Origin of the sequence: Streptomyces sp. NRRL S-87 (genome assembly GCF_000719335.1) — a bacterium.
Lineage (GTDB): Bacteria > Actinomycetota > Actinomycetes > Streptomycetales > Streptomycetaceae > Streptomyces.
The window spans coordinates 1-19,258 of the sequence record NZ_JOGB01000089.1; the positions used below are offsets into that span (position 1 = coordinate 1).

Below are 19,258 nucleotides of genomic sequence, written 5' to 3' on the forward strand. Positions count from 1 at the left end.
CTCAACCCACAAGACTGTGGGCCGGGGTTGTCAATCTGGCGTTGACTTTTGGCACGCTGTTGAGTTCTCAAGGTGCGGACGCTTCCTTTGTTCCCGTTTTCGGGCCCTCCGGGCGCTTCCTTCGTTTCCGACTCTATCAGATCTTTTCTCGATCCGATTTCCTCGGTGCTTTCCGGTTCCGGCCCGTTTCCCTCTCGGGGGGCTTTTCCCTTCCGGCGTTTCCGACTCTATCAGATCCTTTCGGGCCTGACTCCCAGTCAGCGGGTTTGTCCTGTCGGGCTGTTGGGCCCTCGGGACCCCCGAACTCTAGCGGATTTCCCGGGCGGCCCCTAATCGGGCCTCGAAAATGAATTCGGACATGCCGAATTCACTCCCGCTGGGAGATCGTGCTGAGTTGGGGTGCCGCAACGAGGCGGCGGGATGTGCTGTCGCAGAACCGTTCCGGCTCCGTGACAACTCGAAGAACCTTACGGACTCGGGAGGCCCCTGTCAACCCGGCCTCCCTACCCACCTCGACGGGGATCTAACCCCTCGCCTGGGTCTCCTCCACTCGGGCGAGCAGCCGGGTCAGCATGTCGCCCAGCACCCCCCGCTCCTCCGAAGAGAGGTCCTGGAGGAGCTCCTCCTCGAAGACCGTGGCCATGCGCATCGCGTCCAGCCACTTGCTGCGGCCCTCGTCCGTGAGCTCGACGATGACGCGCACCCGGTTCGACTCGTCCCGCTCGCGCGTGACCAGGCCCTCGGCGGTCATGCGGTCGATCCGGTGCGTCATGGCGGCCGGCGTCAGGCCGAGCTGCTTGGCGAGTTCGCTCGGGCCCATGCGGTACGGCGCCCCGGAGAGGACGAGGGCCTTGAGGACCTCCCACTCCGCGTTGCTGATGCCGAGGGCCGAGGTCTGGCGCCCGTACGCGACGTTCATCCGCCGGTTCACGCGCTGGAGGGCCGAGACGACCTTCTCCACCTGCGGGTCGAGGTCCTGGAATTCGCGCTGGTAGACCGCGATCTGCTCGTCGAGGGACGGCTCTGCGAGGCCGTTCGTGCCGATCTGGTCGGGGGTGTCACCCATGCCGCGAAGTATCGCACGCCGCGCGTTGGCGTCTAACTCCTTCGATGTGTACTCTTAAGCATCGAACTTTAGAGTTGAAGTCTTCGGACCGGAACTCCAGATCTAGGGTGGTGAAAGGTGACCAGGGTGATGGGCACGGCGATGGGCCGGATCCAGGCGGGCAACGCGATCAGCGCGTTCGGCATCGGCTTCACGGTGCCGTTCCTCTACGTGTACGTGGCGGAGGTGCGCCATCTGGGCGCCTTCTGGGCCATGGCGTCGTTCATCGCGCTGGCGGTCGGCGCGGTGCTCACGCTGCCCTTCGCGGGGCGTGCCATCGACCGCCGCGGGCCGATCCCGGTGCTCATCGCGGCCGCCTTCACGGCCGCCGCGGGCGCCCTCGCCCTGGGCCTGTCCTCCGGCGTCGCCACGGTCCTGCTGTTCTCCGTCGTGCTGGGCGCCGGCCAGGCGGTCATGCAGCCCGCGCTCGCGACGATGATCGTGAACGTCTCCACCCCGCAGACCCGCACCCGCGCCTTCGCCCTGCAGTTCTTCATGCAGAACCTCGGCCTCGGCATCGGCGGCCTGCTCGGCGGACTGATCGTGGACGTCTCGCGGCCCGGCAGCTTCCTTCTGCTGTTCTCCATCGAGACCGCGATGTTCCTGGCCCTGGCGGCGATCATCACCACCGTGCGGCTGCCGCAGGAGTCGACGCTCAAGGAGTCCGCGCCCAAGGACCCCGCACCGGCGGGCGGCGGCCTCGGCGCCCTGCTCCGGCACAAGCCGATGGTCTACCTGTGCCTGCTCGGCTTCGTCATGTACTTCGCCTGCTACGGCCAGTTCGAGTCCGGCCTCACCGCCTACGGCACCGAGGCGGGCATCGCCCCCCGCACCCTCGGCTTCGCGCTGGCGGCCAACACCGGTGTGATCGTCGTCGCCCAGTTCGCCGTGCTGCGGTTCGTCGAGCGGGCCAGCCGTACCAAGGTCATCGCGATCGTCGGCCTGATCTGGACCGCCGCCTGGATCATCGCCGGCTTCGCCGGGCTGACCGGCAGCGGGCCGGCCCTGGCGGCCACCGCGTTCGTGTCGACGTACGCCCTCTTCGGCCTCGGCGAGGCGATGCTGTCGCCGACCGTCGCCCCGCTGGTCGCCGACCTGGCGCCGGACGGCAAGGTCGGGCTCTACAACTCCGCCTTCGCCATGGTCAAGCAGATCGCCCTCGTGGTCGGCCCGCTGGTCGGCGTGCCGCTCGGGGCCGTGCTGCCGGCGCCGTACGTCGCCGCCTTCGTGGTCTTCTGCCTCGGCTTCTCCTGGCTCGCGCTCCGACTGGGCCGGCAGCTCACGGCCGCCCAGGACCGCCCGTTCCCGGTCCTGCGGCCGAGCCGCATCGTGGCCCAGCACAGCCCGGCCACCGAGAACGGGTCCACCGCGGGCGAGTCCGCCGCCGGGGAGTCCGTCGCACCGGCCGGTGCCGAGCCCGTCGCCGCCGGAGCCGCGCGGGGCATGTGAGCGGACCCCCCGCCGCTCACGGACCCCGTGCGCCGATGCCGCGGCCCCCTCGGCGGCCCGGCGCGACGTAGGAAAGGCCCCCTCGCCCGCCCGGGCAGGGGGCCTTCTCCATGCGCAGGCGCCTACGGCAGTCGCCCGATGCTCGAGCACGCGTATATACGTATGCCGGCTACGCCTGCGGGAGGGCGAACTCGCACCACACCGCCTTGCCCCCGCCCGGCGTGCGCCGGGAACCCCACGACGAGGCGATGGTGGCGACGATCGAGATGCCCCGGCCGGCCTCGTCCGCCGGCTCCGCACGGCGGCGCCGCGGCAGGTGGTCGTCCCCGTCCGTCACCTCGATGATCAGGCGGCGGTCGGTCCGGCGCAGCCGCAGCCGCATCGGGGGCGTGCCGTGCTGGAGGGAGTTGGCGACCAGCTCGCTGGCGGCCAGCACGCCCAGGTCGCACAGCTCGACCGGGAACCGCCAGGAGGTGAGCACCCCCTGGGCGAACGCGCGGGCACGGGGGGCCGCCTCGATGCCGCCGAGCAGGTCGAGGGCGGCGTTGTGGAACAGCTCGGCGTCGGACCCGGTGCGGGTGGGGTGCTGCAGGACCAGGACCGCGACGTCGTCGTCGTGGTCGGCGCCGACGCCGAGGGCCCGCATGAGCCGGTCGCAGATCACCTGCGGGGTGCCCTGGGCGCCGGACAGGGCACGCTCCAGGGCGGCCACGCCCTCGTCGATGTCCTCGCCGCGCCGCTCGACCAGGCCGTCGGTGTAGAGGACGGCGGTGGCGCCGGGGCCGAGCGGGATCGTGCCGGAGGTGTGCAGCCAGCCGCCGGTGCCGAGCGGGGGGCCGGTGTGGTCCTCGGCCCGGTGCACGGTCCCGTCGGCGTCGCGCACCAGGACGGGGAGGTGGCCGGCGGAGGCGTAGACGAGCCGGCCCTCGTTGGGGTCGTGGACGGCGTAGACGCAGGTGGCGATCTGGCTGGCGTCGATCTCGGCTGCGAGGCCGTCGAGGAGCTGGAGCACCTCGTGCGGGGGCAGGTCGAGGCGGGCGTACGCGCGCACGGCGGTGCGCAGCTGGCCCATGACCGCGGCGGCGCGGACCCCGCGGCCCATGACGTCGCCGATGACGAGGGCGGTGCGGCCGGCGCCGAGCGTGATGACGTCGTACCAGTCGCCGCCGACCGCTGCCTCGGTGCCGCCGGGCTGGTAGGTCGCGGCGATGCGCAGGTCGTCGGGCTGCTCCAGCTCCTGCGGGAGCAGGGAGCGCTGGAGGGTGACGGCCGCCTCGCGCTGGCGGCGCTCGCTGGCGCGCAGCCGCTCGACGGCCTCGGCGTGGTCGGTGACGTCGGCGAGGTGGACGAGGACGCCGCAGGCGGGGCCGGTCGCGTCGGGGTCGGGGTCCGCGGCCGGAGTGCCGTGGCCCAGGCCGGTGACCGGGGTGCAGGTGACGGTGTACGAACTGCCGCCGGGGGCCTTGCGGTTCTTGACCGTACGGGGCTTTCCGCTGCGCAGGACCTGGTCGAGGAGGGGGAGCAGGCCGAGGTCGGCGAACTCGGGGAGGGTGTCGCGGGCGGGGGTGCCGGCCGGGCGGGGGCCGAAGCCGGCGGTGTAGGCGTCGTTGACGTACGCGACCCGGTGCTCGGGGCCGTACACGAGGGCGACGAGCGACGGGAGGCTGCCGATGACCTGGCTGGCGGACAGGTCGTCGAGGGAGGGGACGGTGAGGAGCGCGGTGGCGGTTGTGGTGGCGGTGTCCGCGCCCGGGCACGTGCCCGGGTCCTCCGCGACGCCGGCGGCGGGGGGTACGGCGGCGCCGGATCCCCCGGTGCGCGTTCCGGTGCCGGTGCCGCTGCCGGTGCCGGTGCCGGTTCCCGCGACGGTGGGGTCGGCCGGGGCGGCCGGGTCCTGTGGGTCGCGTACGTCCCGGGGGTCGCGTACGTCCCCGGGGTCGCGTACGTCCCCGGGGTCGCGTACGTCCCGGGGGTCCCGGGTGTCGGTACCGGTCCGGTCCTGCGCCGTGCGGTCGGGCGCGGGCTGGTCCTGGCTGCGGCCGCGGGCCGCGGGGACGGAGCCCTCGCCGCGCTTGGCACGGGCGGCCGCCGCTTCGGACCGTGCCGCGGCGCGGCGCTGCGTGCCGGGGAAGCGGGCGCTCCAGCGCGTGAAGTTCACTGCGTTCAAGCCTCGTGGTGTCGCTCGTGGGTCGCTGTCTCGCTGAGCCGGGGTCGGCCTCGCCGGTCGGTGATCACTCTGTGCAGGTGCGGGCACACCCATGGTCACACGTCCGGCGTGGCCGACCGGACCGACGGGTCAGTCGGCCCCGCCCCCGGAGGCGTCCGCCTCCGGGTCGGGCCGACGGTCCGCACCGAGCGTGCCCGACGACGGCCCCGGCGGGCTACCCGTTCCGGAACCCGGTGCGGTGCCGGGTGCCGGCGGGGGCGGCGCCGAGTCGGCCGAGAGGTCCGCGGGGTCGGGGCGGGGGGCGCCGCCGGCGGCCAGCTCGAACTCGGCGCGCGGGTGTTCCAGCGAGCCCAGCGAGACGATCTCACGGGTGAAGAGGCCGGCGAGGGTCCATTCGGCGAGCACGCGCATCTTGCGGTTGAAGGTCGGCACCCGGCTGAGGTGGTAGACGCGGTGCATGAACCAGGCGGGGTAGCCCTTGAGTTTGCGGCCGTAGACGTGGGCGACGCCCTTGTGGAGGCCGAGCGAGGCGACCGAGCCCGCGTACTTGTGGGAGTACTCGGTCAGCGGCTGGCCGCGCAGCGAGGCGAGGACGTTCTCGGCGAGGACCTTGGCCTGGCGGACGGCGTGCTGGGCGTTGGGGGCGCATTCGCGTCCGTCGTCGGCGGTGACGTCCGGGACGGCCGCCGCGTCGCCGGCCGCCCAGGCGTGCTCGGCGCCGTCGACGGTCAGGTGCGGGGTGCACTTGAGGCGCCCGCGTTCGTTGAGCGGCAGGTCGGTGGCGGCGAGGAGGGGGTGCGGCTTGACGCCGGCGGTCCAGACGACCGTACGGGTGGGGAAGCGCGCGCCGTCGCTGAGGACGGCGACCCGGTCGGCGCAGGAGTCCAGGCGGGTCTCCAGCCGTACGTCGATGTTGCGGCGGCGGAGCTCGCGGACGGTGTACGTGCCCATCTCGGGGCCGACTTCGGGGAGGATCCGGTCGCTGGCCTCGACCAGGATCCAACGCATGTCCTCGGGCGCGATGTTGTGGTAGTAGCGCGCGGCGTACCGGGCCATGTCCTCCAGCTCGGCGAGCGCCTCGACGCCCGCGTAGCCGCCGCCGACGAAGACGAAGGTGAGGGCTGCGGCGCGGACCTCGGGGTCGCGGGTGGAGGAGGCGATGTCCATCTGCTCGATGACGTGGTTGCGCAGGCCGATGGCCTCCTCCACGGTCTTGAAGCCGATGGCGTAGTCGGCCAGGCCCGGGACCGGGAGGGTGCGCGAGATCGAGCCGGGGGCGAGGACGAGCTCGTCGTACTCGATTTCGACGGGGCCCGCGGCCTCCTCCTCGGTGGCGAGGGTGGTGACCGTGGCGGTGCGCTTGGCGTGGTCGATGCGCCGGGCCTCGCCGATGACGATCCGGCACTTGTCGAGGACGCGCCGCAGCGGCACCACGACGTGCCTGGGGGAGATGGAGCCCGCGGCCGCTTCGGGCAGGAAGGGCTGATACGTCATGTAGGGCTCTGGGGTGACGACCGTGATCTCGGCTTCGCCGTCTCTGAGTTTCTGCTGGAGACGCAGCGCCGTGTACATGCCGACATAGCCGCCGCCCACGACGAGGATGCGCGGGCCGGACGCGGTGCCGGGGCCGGATCCCCGGGTGTATGCAGCCTTCACCATCCCATGACGCAACGTGGCTGGGAGTTTGTCCACAGGCCCGGCAGATTGTGTGACCGAAGGTCGTCCTTGTGGCGGCCCGCGCGCTGGGGCTCGAGAGGGGGGAGTTCCGCAGGTCAGAGCGGGGGGAGGGACTGAATCAGAGGGGCGGAATCGGAAAAGTGGGGGAGAATGCTCCGATCGGGCGGCGCCCGGTCCGGAGTCCCCTCTTCTGAATTGACTCTGGCTCAACTATGTTCGTTACTCGCCGGGTGTCGGCCGGGGCGCTCAGTGACCGTGGCCCTCCTGGCACGAAGGCGGGGAGTCTCCGGGGGGAGACGAATGATTACCGGGGGAAACATATGAACATTTCCGATTTCCATGGCTCTGCGACCGCCCTGACCACCGAGGGGCACGGCCGCACGCTCGCGCACGGGACGGGGACGGCCGGTACGACGATCGGCCGCTCGACGCCGCTGCGCGTGGACGCACAGCGCAACCTGGAACACGTCCTGCGCGCCGCCCGCGAGGTGTTCGGCGAGCTCGGCTACGGCGCTCCCATGGAGGACGTCGCGCGCCGCGCGCGCGTCGGCGTGGGCACCGTGTACCGGCGGTTCCCGAGCAAGGACGTCCTGGTCCGGCGGATAGCCGAGGAGGAGACCGCGCGGCTGACCGAGCAGGCGCGGACCGCGCTCGGCCAGGAGGACGAGCCGTGGCAGGCGCTGTCGCGCTTCCTGCGGACCTCCGTCGCCTCGGGCGCCGGCCGGCTGCTCCCGCCGCAGGTGCTGCGGGTGCGGGTCGAGGACGAGGCTGCGGACACCGGAGCGGCGGCCGACGGCCTGCTCGACGACGCGCGGGTACCGCAGCAGCGGGGCGCCTCCGAGACGGGCGTGGTCGCTCCGCGCGGCGTCGGCGAGGTCTCCGAGGACGCGGGCGCGGGTGCGCTGCTCGAGGTCGTGGGCCGGCTGGTGGACCGGGCCCGGGCCGCGGGTGAGCTGCGGACCGACGTGACGGTGGCCGACGTGCTGCTGGTCATCGCCACCGCGGCGCCGGCGCTGCCGGACCCGGCGCAGCAGGCCGCCGCCTCCGCGCGGCTGCTCGACATCCTGCTGGAGGGCCTGCGCTCGCGCAGCGCGGTCTGATCCGGGGGCCGCGCGCAGCGCGGTTCCGGCCGGAGGGTTTCCGTCATGACGCCCCGGTCCCGCCCCTCCGGGGGTGGGGCCGGGGCGTCGAACGTGCGCGCACTCGAACGGGTGAGGGTCTGTACGGCCGTTGGCCGAAGTGTGCCCGGACGAGTGGATACCGGCCGTCGGGGCCACGACTCCCGCGCCCGTGTGCCACGCTGGCCGCGTACATGGGTCGGAATGTGTCGTTCGGGGGCTTCCGCGATGAGTGGTGACGGCGGGCGGGCAGAGTCGTTCGGCGGTGCCGGAGCCCCGGACGCCGTCGCGGCCCCCGTCGACGACGCGGTGCCCGGGGGGCTCCCCGCCCGTCAGGTACCGGCCCAGCGCGGCGGCGGCAGCGGCGCGGGCGCCGCGGAACTCCCGCCTTCCGACGGTGACCTGATCGCCCGTGTGCGGGCCGGCGACGACGGCGCGTACGAGGACCTGTACCGCCGGCACGCCGCCGCGGTGCGCCGGTACGCGCGTACCTGCTGCCGGGACGCCGACACCGCCGACGACCTCACGGCCGAGGTGTTCGCCCGTACCCTCCAGGCGGTGCGCGGCGGGGCCGGTCCGGACCAGGCGGTCCGCGCGTACCTGCTCACCACCGTGCGGCGGGTGGCGGCGGCGTGGACCAGGACCGCCCGGCGCGAGCAGCTCGTCGAGGACTTCGCGCTCTTCGCGGAGCAGGCCGCCGCGGCCCGCGGTCCGGCCGCTCCGGTCGGCGGGGCGGCCTCCGCCGACGCGCTCGGGCTCGGTGCGGACGCACGGGCCATGCACGAGGCCGAGCAGACGCTCGCCATGCGGGCGTTCCGGAGCCTGCCCGAGCGGTGGCAGGCGGTGTTGTGGCACACGACCGTGGAGGAGGCCTCGCCGAGCGCGATCGCCCCGCTGTTCGGCCTCACCCCCAACGCCACGGCCGTCCTGGCCAGCCGGGCCCGGGAAGGGCTCAAGCAGGCCTACCTGCAGGCGCACGTGAGCTCCGCGCTCACCGCGGGCGGCGACTGCGCACGGTACGCCGACCGGCTCGGCGCGTACGCGCGCGGGGGCCTGCGGATGCGGGCGGAGCGGGGGCTGCGCAAGCACCTGGAGGAGTGCGCGCGCTGCCGGATCGCGGCGGGCGAGCTGAAGGACGTCAACGCGGGCATCCCCGCGCTGCTGCCGGTCGCGGTCATCGGGTGGTTCGCCGCCGGGTACGCGGTGAAGGCGGCCGGTGCCGTGGCCGGTGGGGCGGCGGGCGCCGCCGGGGCCGGGGCGGCGGCCGCGGCGACGGGCGCCGGGACGGGGGCGGGGGGCGCCGCCGGGGCCTCGGCCTCGGCCGGGGGTGCGGGCGCCGGCGGATCGGGGGCGGGGGCCGCCGCGGTCTCCGAGGGCCTCGGGCTGCCGGCCAAGGCCGCGATCGCGGCGGGGCTCGCGGTGGCCACGGCGGCGGGAGTGGTGTTCGCCCTCACCGGTGACGACCCCGAGCCGCGGGCGACGGCGCGGCCGGCGCCGAGCGTGGCGCCCGCGGCGCCGGTGGCGGAGACCCCGGAGCCGGAGCGGCCCACGCCCGCCGTGGTGCCGCGGGCGGTCGTGCCGGCGGCGGAGCGGTCCGCGCCGGCCCCGCGCCGGTCGGCGCCCGCGCCGCGGGTCACGCCGGCCTCCCCGGAGCCCGAGCCCTCGCCGCGGACGTCGCGTCCCGCGGCGCGGCCGACGCCTCCCGAGCCGACGCCGACGCCGACGCCGAGCCTGCGCCCCAGCCCGAGCCCGAGCCCGACGAGGCCGCCGACGACGTCCGTGCGGGCGTACCGGCTCGCGGCGCTGCGGCAGTCGGTGTTCGGCGACCACACCGGGCCGGAGATCGACACCCTGCGCAGCAGCTGGGTGTGGCAGCGGTGGGGGGTGCGGATCGCGGACCGGTGGTACGCGAACGGGGTCACCGTGCACGCCGGGTCGGCCGTCACGATCGACCTGAACCGGTCCTGCGACGCCTTCTCCGCGCGGGTGGGGGTCGACGGGCTGTCGGCGGGGCCGGGGGCGCTGCGGTTCTCCGTCTGGGCGGACGGGGCGCGGCTGTGGCGCGGGCCGGCGCTGGCGGTGGGTGATCCGGCCGTGCCGGTGCGGGTGGGGGTGGGCGGGGCCCGGAGACTGCGGCTCGTCGTCGAGCGGGAGTCCGGCCCCGGCGCGGTCCTCCTCGGCGACTGGGCCCAGGCCGTCATCACCTGCCGCTGACCGTCCCCGGCCCGCCGCCCGGCCTCCGGCTCGGGCTTCGGCCGGGGGCGCTCCCCTGTGCAGCGGGCCGCCGCGGGGGCCCTGCGGGGCTGCTCCCCTACCCGCCCTTCCACCGTTCCCCGGGACTCCGCCCCGGACCCCGTGCCCTCAATCGCCGGGCGGGCTGGATACGGCCCCCGCCCCCGGACCCGTGCCCTCAATCGCCGGGCGGGCTGGATACGGCCCCTGCCCCCGCACCCCGGTGCCCACAAGCACCGGAGCTGACGGGGCCCGACGCCTCGCGTCGGGTGCGCTCAAACGCCGCGCGGGCTGGATTCGGCCCCCGCCGGGCGCATCCTCGGGCCCGGCGGGCAATTCCGGGCTCGCCGGCGTTCGAGGCGGGGGGTCCGGGGCGGAGCCCCAGGAAGGCCGGGGTCGAGCGGCGGGCAGGGGCCGGAGCGGAGCCCGGGGAGGCCGGCGTCGGAGCGGCGGGCGCAGCGGTCGGGAGCCGGTGGGTCAGAGGGCGGGGCGGGGGACCGAGGGGACGGCGCGGCGGCGGGGGGTGGAGGTGCCCGTCCAGCACGTGCCGCGGCGGGCCAGGAGCCGGCGGAGCCAGAGTTCCAGGGAGACGAGGTCGGCCAGGCCGTCGAGGGGGACGGGGGAGCCGGCGGCGGCGGCGACCACGGCCTCCTGGACGACGCGGGCCTCGATCAGGCCGGCGTCGGCGAGGAGCGGGGCCTCGAAGAGGTCCAGCAGGGCCTCCTGGGCGAGCCGCAGCCCCACCCGCGCCGAGGCGCCCTCCGGCGTGACGGCCCCCCAGCCCGGCGGGAGCTCGCGCACACCCGTACCGGCCAGCACGGTCCGCAGCACCGCGGCCCGGGCCCCCGGCTGCACCCGCAGCGACTCGGGCAGCGCGCGGGCGGCCCGTACCACCTGGTTGTCGAGGAACGGCGCGTGCAGCCGCTGGCTCCGCACCTCCGCGGCCTGTTCGAAGACGCGGTGGTCGGCCGCGTACCGGGCCAGGGCCGCCCGGGCCCGGGCCTCCCCCGGCCGGAGGGAGAGCGGCGGCCGGCCGGCCGCCGCCTCGAGTCTGATCGACACCTCCGCGAGCGCCTCGCCGGTGAGCCAGCGGGCCGCCGGCCCCGGCCGGGACCAGGCCAGCGCGGCCAGGGAGGACGCCACCGCCCCGGTGGGCTCGTCGGCGTCCACGCGGTGGCCGCGCAGCCGGGCGGCCGCGTCCCGCAGGCCGGACATGTAGGAGGTGCGGGAGAGCCGCCGCGCCGCCAGGTAGACGGTCACCGGGACCGCCAGCGAGGGGCCTTCGGCCCGGGCCAGGGCGGCCACCGGCTTGACCAGGTGGCGCCGCTGCCGGTCCATCAGGAGGTCGGCCAGCCGCGCCGGATGGGCGTCGAGGACCTGGCGGGCGCCGTGCCCGGTGAAGTGGTCGGCGCTGCCGGCCGCGAGCCGCCGCCGGTGCCGGGCGGCCGTGACCAGGGACGGGCCGGGTTCGTCGGTGAGCGGGCCCTCGAGGTCGGCGTACGGCAGCGCCTCCTCGCCCGCCGCGACGACGACGTGGTGCAGCCGGGGGTCGGCGGCGATGGCCCTGGCCCGCTCCAGCTCGGCCTCCCGGCCCCGGGGCGCGGCCAGGTCGTTGAAGGTGACGGCCAGCAGCCGCTCGCCGGCACCCGCACCGTGCCCGAGGACGGTCCCGGGCACCCCCGGCAGGCCCGCGGCCAGCAGCGCGAGGGTGGCGGAGGCGCTGCCCCCGGAGAGGTCGGCGCCGATGCCGGGCGCGGGTCCGCCGCGGGCCGCGCGCCGGTCGGCGGGCCCCATGCCGGGGACGGGCCCCGGGTCGTACGGGAGCGTGTCCGGAGCGTGCCGGGGCGCCGTCAGCCGGGCCCGTACGGCGCCCACGAGGGCCTCCCGCACGCCCTCCACCGCGTGTTCGGGGTCGGCCGTCGGCGCGGCCACGGCCAGCGAGGCCACCGGCTCGTACCCGGTGATCTCGCGCGAACCCTCGCGCAGGATCAGGGCGTGGCCGGGCGGGATCCGCCGCACGCCGGTGTACGGCGTGCCGTCGCCGAGGGCCTCGGGGCTGTCGGGGCAGGCCAGCAGGGCGGCGAGGTGGCCGATGTCGAGCTGGGCCTCGATGAGGTCGGCGAGCGGGAGGGCCGCCGTGGCGTACGCGGTGCCGTTGGCCCACGGGGTGTGGAAGACGGGCCGCGCGCCGGCGAGGTCGCCCACCACCGTGATCCGGCGGCCGGCCTGGACGACCGCGGTGTAGCTGCCGGGCCACGCGGTCAGGTGCCGCAGTGCGCCCCCGCGCGCCGCGTAGAGGCCGCGGCGCAGCTCGGCGTCGTCGGCGCCGCAGCAGCCGAGGACGGCGAGCCGCGTGAAGGGGTCGGCGGGGTCGGCGACGACGGTGCGGATCTCGTCCGGGCGCCAGTCCCCGACGGCCCAGAGCGGGTCGGGGTCGCCCCACAGGAGCTGTGCGCCGACGGGGTGGAGGGTGCGGGCGGCGTCCTCGCCCGCGTCGTCGGAGTCCGCGAACCCGCCCCGGACGGTGTCGGCGAGGCGGCCGGCCGTGCCGAAGCTTGCGGCGATACTGCTCCAGCCCACCAACCAGCGCATCGACCGCCTCCACAGACTGTGGACAAGTTCGGGTCCATGCTGCCACGAGACAGGCGTGCGAGAGGTGTGAAGGGGGGCGCACATGCAAACGAACACGCCCCGGCCGCGCGGTATTTGGCGATCCGCACCGACCGTTCCATAGGCCGGATTCGGCCATTCTTCGCCCGGCCGTTTCCCTGCCGCTCCCCCACCGCTTCCCCGTCGTTTCCGTGCCGGACGAGGACGAACGGGACGCAAGGGGCACGTGAGGCGCGAGGTGCGCGGCCCGGGAGGCGCGGTCCGCCCCCCGGACCGGTCCGCCGCCCGCGGGGATTGAGGCGGCGGTGTCCCCCGGCCCGCCGGTTCCACGCAGCGGGCCGACCCACGCACCCCACATGGAAACGTCCGGTCGGGGGACGGGGCAGAGCGCACGTGCGGGCGCACGGCCACACAACAGGAGCACGCCACCCCGGGCCACCCCCCTCCCCGACCGTGTGTACGGACAACAATCCCGCCATACGACAGAAGGGCCCTTAACGCTTGGGATGCGGCGAACTACGCTGGGTTTACGAATGCCGGGCGCCTATGCCCCGGCGGCCGTCTGCGTGAGGGGTGGCGCATGTCCAGGGAGCTCCGCGAGCCGAACGAGAAGCTCGGCGCCGTCCTCGCCCTCGCGGGCATCAGCAACGCGGGCCTCGCGCGGCGGGTCAACGACCTCGGCGCGCAGCGCGGTCTGACGCTTCGCTACGACAAGACCTCGGTGGCCCGCTGGGTCTCCAAGGGGATGGTCCCGCAGGGCGCGGCCCCGCACCTGATCGCAGCCGCGATCGGCGCGAAGCTGGGCCGCCCGGTGCCGCTGCACGAGATCGGACTGGCCGACGCGGACCCGGCCCCGGAGGTCGGACTGGCCTTCCCGCGCGACGTGGGGGCGGCGGTGCGCTCGGCGACCGAGCTGTACCGGCTGGACCTGGCGGGGCGCCGCGGGGGTGGCGGGATCTGGCAGTCGCTGGCGGGGTCGTTCGCCGTGTCGGCGTACGCGACGCCGGCGTCGCGGTGGCTGATAACCCCGGCGGACAGCTCGGTGGCCCGGGAGGCGCCGGCTCCGTCCACCGCCGCCGAGCCCCCGAAGGACGGCGGGTCCGCGGCGGGGCCGGGCGGGCCGGTACCGGGAGCGGGCGGCGCCCCCGTACAGGGCACCGGCGGCGCCCAGGCCCACGCCGGTGCGGGCGGGCCCGTACCCGTACCGGCCCAGGCGGGCCCGGGCCGGGTGCGGTCCGGGTCGGCGGCGCGGGCCGCCGGGGCGCCCGTACCGGAGGCCTCGCCGCAGCGGGTGGGGCACAGCGACGTGGCCAAGCTGCGCGAGGCGGCCGAGGACGCCCGGCGCTGGGACTCCAAGTACGGCGGCGGGGACTGGCGTTCGTCGATGGTCCCGGAGTGCCTGCGGGTGGACGCGGCGCCGCTGCTGCTGGGCTCCTACTCGGACGAGGTCGGCCGGGCCCTGTTCGGCGCGACGGCGGAACTGACCCGGCTGGCCGGGTGGATGGCCTTCGACACCGGCCAGCAGGAGGCCGCGCAGCGCTACTACATCCAGGCGCTGCGGCTCGCGCGGGCGGCGGCGGACGTCCCGCTCGGCGGGTACGTCCTGGCCTCCATGTCCCTGCAGGCCACATACCGGGACTTCCCCGACGAGGGCGTGGACCTCGCGCAGGCCGCCATCGAACGCAACCGCGGTCTGGCCACCTCCCGCACCATGAGCTTCTTCCGGCTGGTCGAGGCGCGCGCGCACGCGAAGGCCGGCGACTCGGCGGCCGCGGGCGCCGCGCTGCGGGCGGCCGAGGGCTGGCTGGAGCGCTCGCGCGAGGGCGACCACGACCCGTCGTGGCTGGGCTTCTACTCGTACGACCGCTTCGCGGCGGACGCGGCGGAGTGCTACCGCGACCTGAAACTGCCGCGCCAGGCACGACGGTTCACCGAGCAGGCGCTGTCGCGCCCGACGGAGGAGTACGTCCGCTCGCACGGTTTACGGCTGGTCGTGAGCGCCGTCGCGGAGCTGGAGTCCGGGAACCTCGACGCGGCGTGCGCGCAGGGCGCGCGGGCCGTGGAGGTGGCCGGGCGGATCTCGTCCGCGCGCACCACCGAGTACGTGCGGGACCTCCTGCACCGCCTGGAGCCGTACGGGGACGAACCCCGGGTCGCCGAACTGCGCGAGCGGGCCCGGCCGCTGCTGGTGGCGCCGGCGTAGAACGCGCCGGCTCGGCTGCGTCCTCGGGAAGGCGCCGGGCGCAACGCGGCTTCGTGTGGCCGCAGGCGCCGGGCTACCTGCGGGGCGCAGCCCGCGCACCACGGGACGGCCCCGGGGAGCGAGCCCGCCCTGACGGCCACCCGCCCACGTGGCGCAGCCCACGTGATCTTCGTGGCCGGACCTGTGTGGCCACCCGGGGCCCTGGGCACTGGTTGTCAGTGCGGGGGTGCAGTATCGGGGTGGGAGGTGGCATGGAGCGCGTGCACTGCGATGTGGTGGTGATCGGCGGCGGGATCGTCGGACTGTCGACCGCTCATGCCCTGTCGCGGCTCGCACCCGGGACGCGCGTGGTGGTGCTGGAGAAGGAGTCCGGCCCGGCCCGGCACCAGACCGGCCGCAACAGCGGCGTGATCCACAGCGGGATCTACTACCGGCCCGGCTCGCTCAAGGCCCGCTTCGCGGTCGGGGGCGCGGCCGAGATGGTCAAGTTCTGCGCCGAGCACGGCATCGCGCACGAGGTGACCGGCAAGCTGATCGTCGCCACCGGCCGGGACGAGCTCCCGCGGCTGCACGCCCTGGTCCAGCGCGGCAGGGAGAACGGGATCCCGGTGCGGGAGCTCGGCCCCGCCCAGATCGCCGAGTACGAGCCGGACGTCGCCGGTCTGGCCGCCATCCACGTCGGCACGACGGGCATCGCGGACTTCGGAGCGGTGGCGGAGTGCCTCGGGGAGGCCTCGGGGGCGCAGATCCTCTACGGCACGCGGGCGGTGCGCATCTCCCGCCGGTCGTACGGGGTCGCCGTCGGCACCTCCACCGGCACGGTCGTCCGGGCGAAGGCCCTGGTGAACTGCGCCGGGCTGCAGTGCGACCGGGTGGCGCGGCTGGCCGGGGACGACCCGGGCATGCGGATCATGCCGTTCCGGGGCGAGTACTACGACCTGACCCGGCCCGAGCTGGTGCGCGGCCTGGTCTACCCGGTGCCGGACCCGGCGTTCCCGTTCCTCGGCGTGCACCTGACCCGCGGGGTCGCCGGCGGGGTCCACGTGGGACCGAACGCGGTGCCCGCCCTGGCCCGCGAGGGGTACGGCTGGGGCACGGTCCGGCCCCGTGACGTGGCGGACGAGCTGGTCTTCCCGGGCACGTGGCGGGTGGCGCGGCGGCACTGGCGGTACGGCGCGGGCGAGATCCGCCGCTCGCTGTCGAAGCGGGCCTTCACCGCCGCGGTCCGGCGGCTGCTGCCGGAGGCCACCGAGGCCGACCTGACGCCGGCCGGCGCGGGCGTACGGGCGCAGGCGGTGCTGCGGGACGGCACCCTGGTGGACGACTTCCTGATCCGCGAGGCCCCGCGCACGGTGCACGTGCTGAACGCGCCCTCCCCGGCCGCGACCGCCTCCCTCCCGATCGGCCGCGAGATCGCCCGCCGGGCCCTGGCCGCGGCGCGCCCGTAGAATCGGGCGGTGTCCGAGTCGCAGAACCCCCAGCCCAAGCCGCCCCCGGTCTGGCGCGTCCAGCCCCGCTTCCCCGACGGCCCCGCCCCCGACCCGGCGGGATCCCACCACGAGCGGCGGATCCGCAGCTTCCAGCCGCGCCGCAGCCGGGTGACCGCCGGCCAGGAGGACGCCCTGCGGCGGCTCTGGAGCACGTGGGGCTTCGACATCGACGGGCGCGAGGTACTCGACCTCGACAAGATGTTCGACGGCAGGCCCGTGGTGCTGGAGATCGGCTTCGGCATGGGCGAGGCCACCGCGCTGATGGCCGCCGAGGACCCGGAGACCGGCATCCTCGCCATCGACGTGCACACGCCCGGCCAGGGCAACCTGCTCGGCCTCGCCGAGCGCGCCGGCCTGACCAACGTCCGCGTCGGCAACGGCGACGCGATCATCCTCCTGCGCGAGATGCTGGCGCCGGACTCGCTCGCCGGGATGCGCGTGTACTTCCCGGACCCGTGGCCGAAGAAGCGGCACCACAAGCGCCGGCTGATCCAGCCCGAGTTCCTCACGCTGGCCGCCACCCGGCTGGCCCCGGGCGCGATCCTGCACTGCGCCACGGACTGGGAGGACTACGCCGAGCAGATGCTCGAAGTCCTCACCGAGCACCCGGACTTCGAGAACACCGTGCCCGGCGGGGGCTACGCTCCGCGCCCGGACTTCCGGCCGCTGACCCGCTTCGAGGGCCAGGGCCTGGACAAGGGGCACGTCGTGCACGACCTCCTCTTCCGGCGTACCCAGAACTGAAACCGGCCCTCCGGTCAGGGCCCGGACCGCTACCGTCGTGGCGTGTTCCGGGTCCTGTCTCGTGCGTCCATCGGGCTGCTCGCGGCCGCCGGAGTGCTGATCCTCGAACTCGTTCGGGAGCAGACCGGCACCCAGGGGTTCCTCGTCGGCCTCGGTCTCGCCGTCCTGCCGGTGCCACCGCTGATGGCGGTGTTCCACTGGCTCGGGCGGACGCAGCCGGGGGGCGGCGTCTGGCCGCAGCACCTGTTCGCCTTCGTCTGGGGGGCCTGCGCCGCGGCGCTGATCGCGATAGTGGCGAACAGCTTCGCGACCCGGTGGATATCCGCGGCGGCCGACCCGGCGGAGGCCGACCTGCTGGGCTCCGTCGTGATCGCCCCGGTGGTGGAGGAGTTCGCGAAGGCGGCCGCGCTGCTGCTGGTGTTCCTCTTCCGGGGGCGGGAGTTCAGAGGGGTCGCTGACGGGATCGTGGTGGCAGGGTTCACCGCGACCGGCTTCGCGTTCACCGAGAACATCCTCTACCTCGGCAACGCCTTCGGGCAGGACCTGGGCACCGGTACGTCCGTCATGGGATCGGTGACCGCCGCGACCTTCTTCGTCCGGGCGGTGCTGTCGCCCTTCGCCCACCCGCTGTTCACCGTGTGGACCGGGCTCGGCTTCGGCTGGGCGGCGTACGCGTACGGGCCGGGGCGGGGGGCCGGGCCCGGACGCCGGGCCCGGACCGGGCCGCCGGCGGCGGGGCTGGTGGCGGCCATGGCCGTGCACGCCCTGTGGAACAGCTCCTCCGAGTTCGGCGAGTACGGCTTCTACGTCGTCTACGGGACCGTGATGGTGCCGGTCTTCGGTCTGCTGACGTGGCTGGCGGTGCGGACCCGGCGGTGGCCGGGGCCGCCCGTCCTCGTCCCCGCTATGCGTTCACACCACGGTCGGCCAGCCAGGCCAGCGGGTCCGCCGTCGCTCCGTCGATCCGCACTTCCAGGTGCAGATGGGGGCCGGTGACGTTGCCGGTGGCGCCGACCCGGCCGATGGTCTGACCGGTCTCGACGGTGCCCGAGGCGACCGAGATCGAGGACAGGTGGCAGTACCAGAGCTCGGTGCCGTCCTGGAGCTTGAGGACGATGCGGTAGCCGTACGGGCCCGACCAGCCGGCGGAGGTGATGGTGCCGCCGTGCACGGCCTTGACCGGGGTGCCGGTCGGGGCGGCGAAGTCGAGGCCGGTGTGGTAGCCGGAGGACCACATCGAGCCGGCGTCGCCGTAGTGCGAGGTCAGCGTGTACGAGGAGGTGGGGAGGGTGTAGGCGCCGGCCAGCTTCGCGAGCCGCTCCTTCTCCGCCTTCTCCGCGGCGGCCTTCTCCTCGGCGGCCTTCTCGGCAGCGGCCTTGGCGGCGGCCTCGGCCTCGGCCTGCTTGCGGGCCGCCTCGCCCTCCGCCTTGGCCTTGGCCGCGGCGGCCTCCTCGGCGGCGCGCTGGGCGGCGGCCTTGGCCGCGGCGGCCGCGGCGTCGGCCTGCGACTCGGCCTGCTGGAGGATCCGGTTGCGCAGCGCCTCGCCGGCGTCGGTGCCCCGCGCGGCCTGGGCGGCGGTGACCCCGGCGCCGGTGAGCGGGGCCGCGACGGCGGTGGACCCGGGCTCGTCCGCGTCGCCGGTGAGCGCGTCGGGAAGGACGTCGGGCAGCTCGTCCGGGAGCAGGGAAGGTAGGGATATCGCGACCGGGGGCTTGTCCTGCGCGGTGGCGATGCCGCCCGCGCCGACGGCGGCCATGATGCCGACGCCGAGGACGGTGGAGCTGCGGGCCAGGCCCTGGCGCTGCTTGACGACACGGTGGCGGCCGCCGACCGGGCGTACGGAGTCCTCGGTGGGGTTCCACTCGCCCCACGCGCCGGCGCCCTCGGGGGCGGCGGCGGCCGTGGAGGACGGGGGGATGTCGGCGGCAGGGCCGTTGGACGCCACGGGGGCGCTCCTTTCCTTCCCTCTTCGCCTACCGGGTTAGCTGACGGGTTCGGAGCAGGAAGGTCTCCTACGGGCCGGCGGGCCCGATGCACCCCATGTTGGTGGTTCCCCGGTTCCCTCGCGGGATTCGGCGCGCACGCGCGCGGTGCCGTCACTGACGACGGCTGGGACAGCCGCGCTGCGTTATCGAACGGTAATAGACAACGGTGAGTGATTCCAAGCGCCGCGCCATGATCCTTCCGGTCAACTCAGCAGTCCGTGACCGACTTTGGCCATGACTTATGCCCTATCGGAGGAGAAATACGGACGAGTTGCCACCCAGGAGAGCCCCCGCGCGGCCGGAACCCGCCCCTGACACCCCCTCAGCGGCTGTGCGGAGCGCGCCCTTTCGGCTACGGAACGTGGTGGGTCGTGCGCGGACACGACGAAGGCCCGGATCCTGAGGATCCGGGCCTTCGTCTTCAGTAGCGGGGACAGGATTTGAACCTGCGACCTCTGGGTTATGAGCCCAGCGAGCT

General features: G+C 75.1%; 11 protein-coding genes, 1 pseudogene and 1 riboswitch. Of the genes and pseudogenes, 7 read left to right on the plus strand and 5 right to left on the minus strand.

The features are described 5' to 3' along the window. Window positions 1–523 precede the first annotated feature (523 nt). Complete coding sequence (locus tag IF43_RS0133695) at window positions 524–1,066, minus strand: MarR family winged helix-turn-helix transcriptional regulator (RefSeq protein WP_030209968.1); 543 nt, start codon at window positions 1,064–1,066, stop codon at window positions 524–526. 129 nt (window positions 1,067–1,195) lie between these two features. On the opposite strand from IF43_RS0133695, the gene IF43_RS0133700 reads away from it, so the two are divergent. Further along, entirely contained in the window at window positions 1,196–2,554 is a 1,359-nt protein-coding gene (locus IF43_RS0133700) for an MFS transporter (protein WP_199922828.1), read from the plus strand. 169 nt (window positions 2,555–2,723) lie between these two features. Here IF43_RS0133700 and IF43_RS0133705 read toward each other — a convergent pair whose 3' ends face one another. Beyond that, window positions 2,724–4,712, minus strand: coding sequence for a SpoIIE family protein phosphatase (locus IF43_RS0133705; protein ID WP_030209972.1), 1,989 nt, complete (start codon window positions 4,710–4,712; stop codon window positions 2,724–2,726). Window positions 4,713–4,850: 138 nt separating this feature from the next. Beyond that, complete coding sequence (locus IF43_RS0133710; RefSeq protein ID WP_030209974.1) at window positions 4,851–6,380, minus strand: NAD(P)/FAD-dependent oxidoreductase; 1,530 nt, start codon at window positions 6,378–6,380, stop codon at window positions 4,851–4,853. Between the two features lie 338 nt (window positions 6,381–6,718). Between IF43_RS0133710 and IF43_RS0133715 the strand changes: the two genes are divergently transcribed. After that, a complete protein-coding gene (locus IF43_RS0133715; RefSeq protein WP_030209976.1) occupies window positions 6,719–7,498 on the plus strand; it encodes a TetR/AcrR family transcriptional regulator in 780 nt (259 codons plus the stop codon). A gap of 246 nt (window positions 7,499–7,744) precedes the next feature. Beyond that, on the plus strand, window positions 7,745–9,730 hold the full coding sequence (locus IF43_RS0133720; RefSeq protein WP_234332630.1) for a sigma-70 family RNA polymerase sigma factor: 1,986 nt from the start codon (window positions 7,745–7,747) through the stop codon (window positions 9,728–9,730). Window positions 9,731–10,225: 495 nt separating this feature from the next. Here the strand turns inward: IF43_RS0133720 and IF43_RS0133725 are convergent, their stop codons facing one another. Continuing rightward, window positions 10,226–12,340, minus strand: a complete 2,115-nt coding sequence (locus IF43_RS0133725; RefSeq protein WP_030209982.1) for an asparagine synthase-related protein — start codon at window positions 12,338–12,340, stop codon at window positions 10,226–10,228. Window positions 12,341–12,938: 598 nt separating this feature from the next. Here IF43_RS0133725 and IF43_RS0133730 point away from each other — a divergent pair. The 4 genes and pseudogenes from IF43_RS0133730 to IF43_RS0133745 all read left to right on the plus strand — a co-directional run. Further along, complete coding sequence (locus IF43_RS0133730; protein ID WP_030209985.1) at window positions 12,939–14,561, plus strand: sporulation protein; 1,623 nt, start codon at window positions 12,939–12,941, stop codon at window positions 14,559–14,561. A gap of 251 nt (window positions 14,562–14,812) precedes the next feature. Next, window positions 14,813–16,009 (plus strand): L-2-hydroxyglutarate oxidase, encoded by a 1,197-nt coding sequence (gene lhgO / locus IF43_RS0133735; protein ID WP_030209987.1) that lies wholly within the window; start codon window positions 14,813–14,815, stop codon window positions 16,007–16,009. A gap of 9 nt (window positions 16,010–16,018) precedes the next feature. Then, window positions 16,019–16,795, plus strand: a complete 777-nt coding sequence (gene trmB / locus IF43_RS0133740; protein ID WP_030209990.1) for a tRNA (guanosine(46)-N7)-methyltransferase TrmB — start codon at window positions 16,019–16,021, stop codon at window positions 16,793–16,795. Between the two features lie 42 nt (window positions 16,796–16,837). Continuing rightward, window positions 16,838–17,671, plus strand: a pseudogene (locus IF43_RS0133745) (PrsW family intramembrane metalloprotease); the annotation flags it as partial. 28 nt (window positions 17,672–17,699) lie between these two features. Here the strand turns inward: IF43_RS0133745 and IF43_RS0133750 are convergent. Further along, window positions 17,700–18,713, minus strand: coding sequence for a M23 family metallopeptidase (locus IF43_RS0133750; RefSeq protein ID WP_234332631.1), 1,014 nt, complete (start codon window positions 18,711–18,713; stop codon window positions 17,700–17,702). A gap of 37 nt (window positions 18,714–18,750) precedes the next feature. Continuing rightward, window positions 18,751–18,883: riboswitch (cyclic di-AMP (ydaO/yuaA leader) on the minus strand. Window positions 18,884–19,258 lie beyond the last annotated feature (375 nt).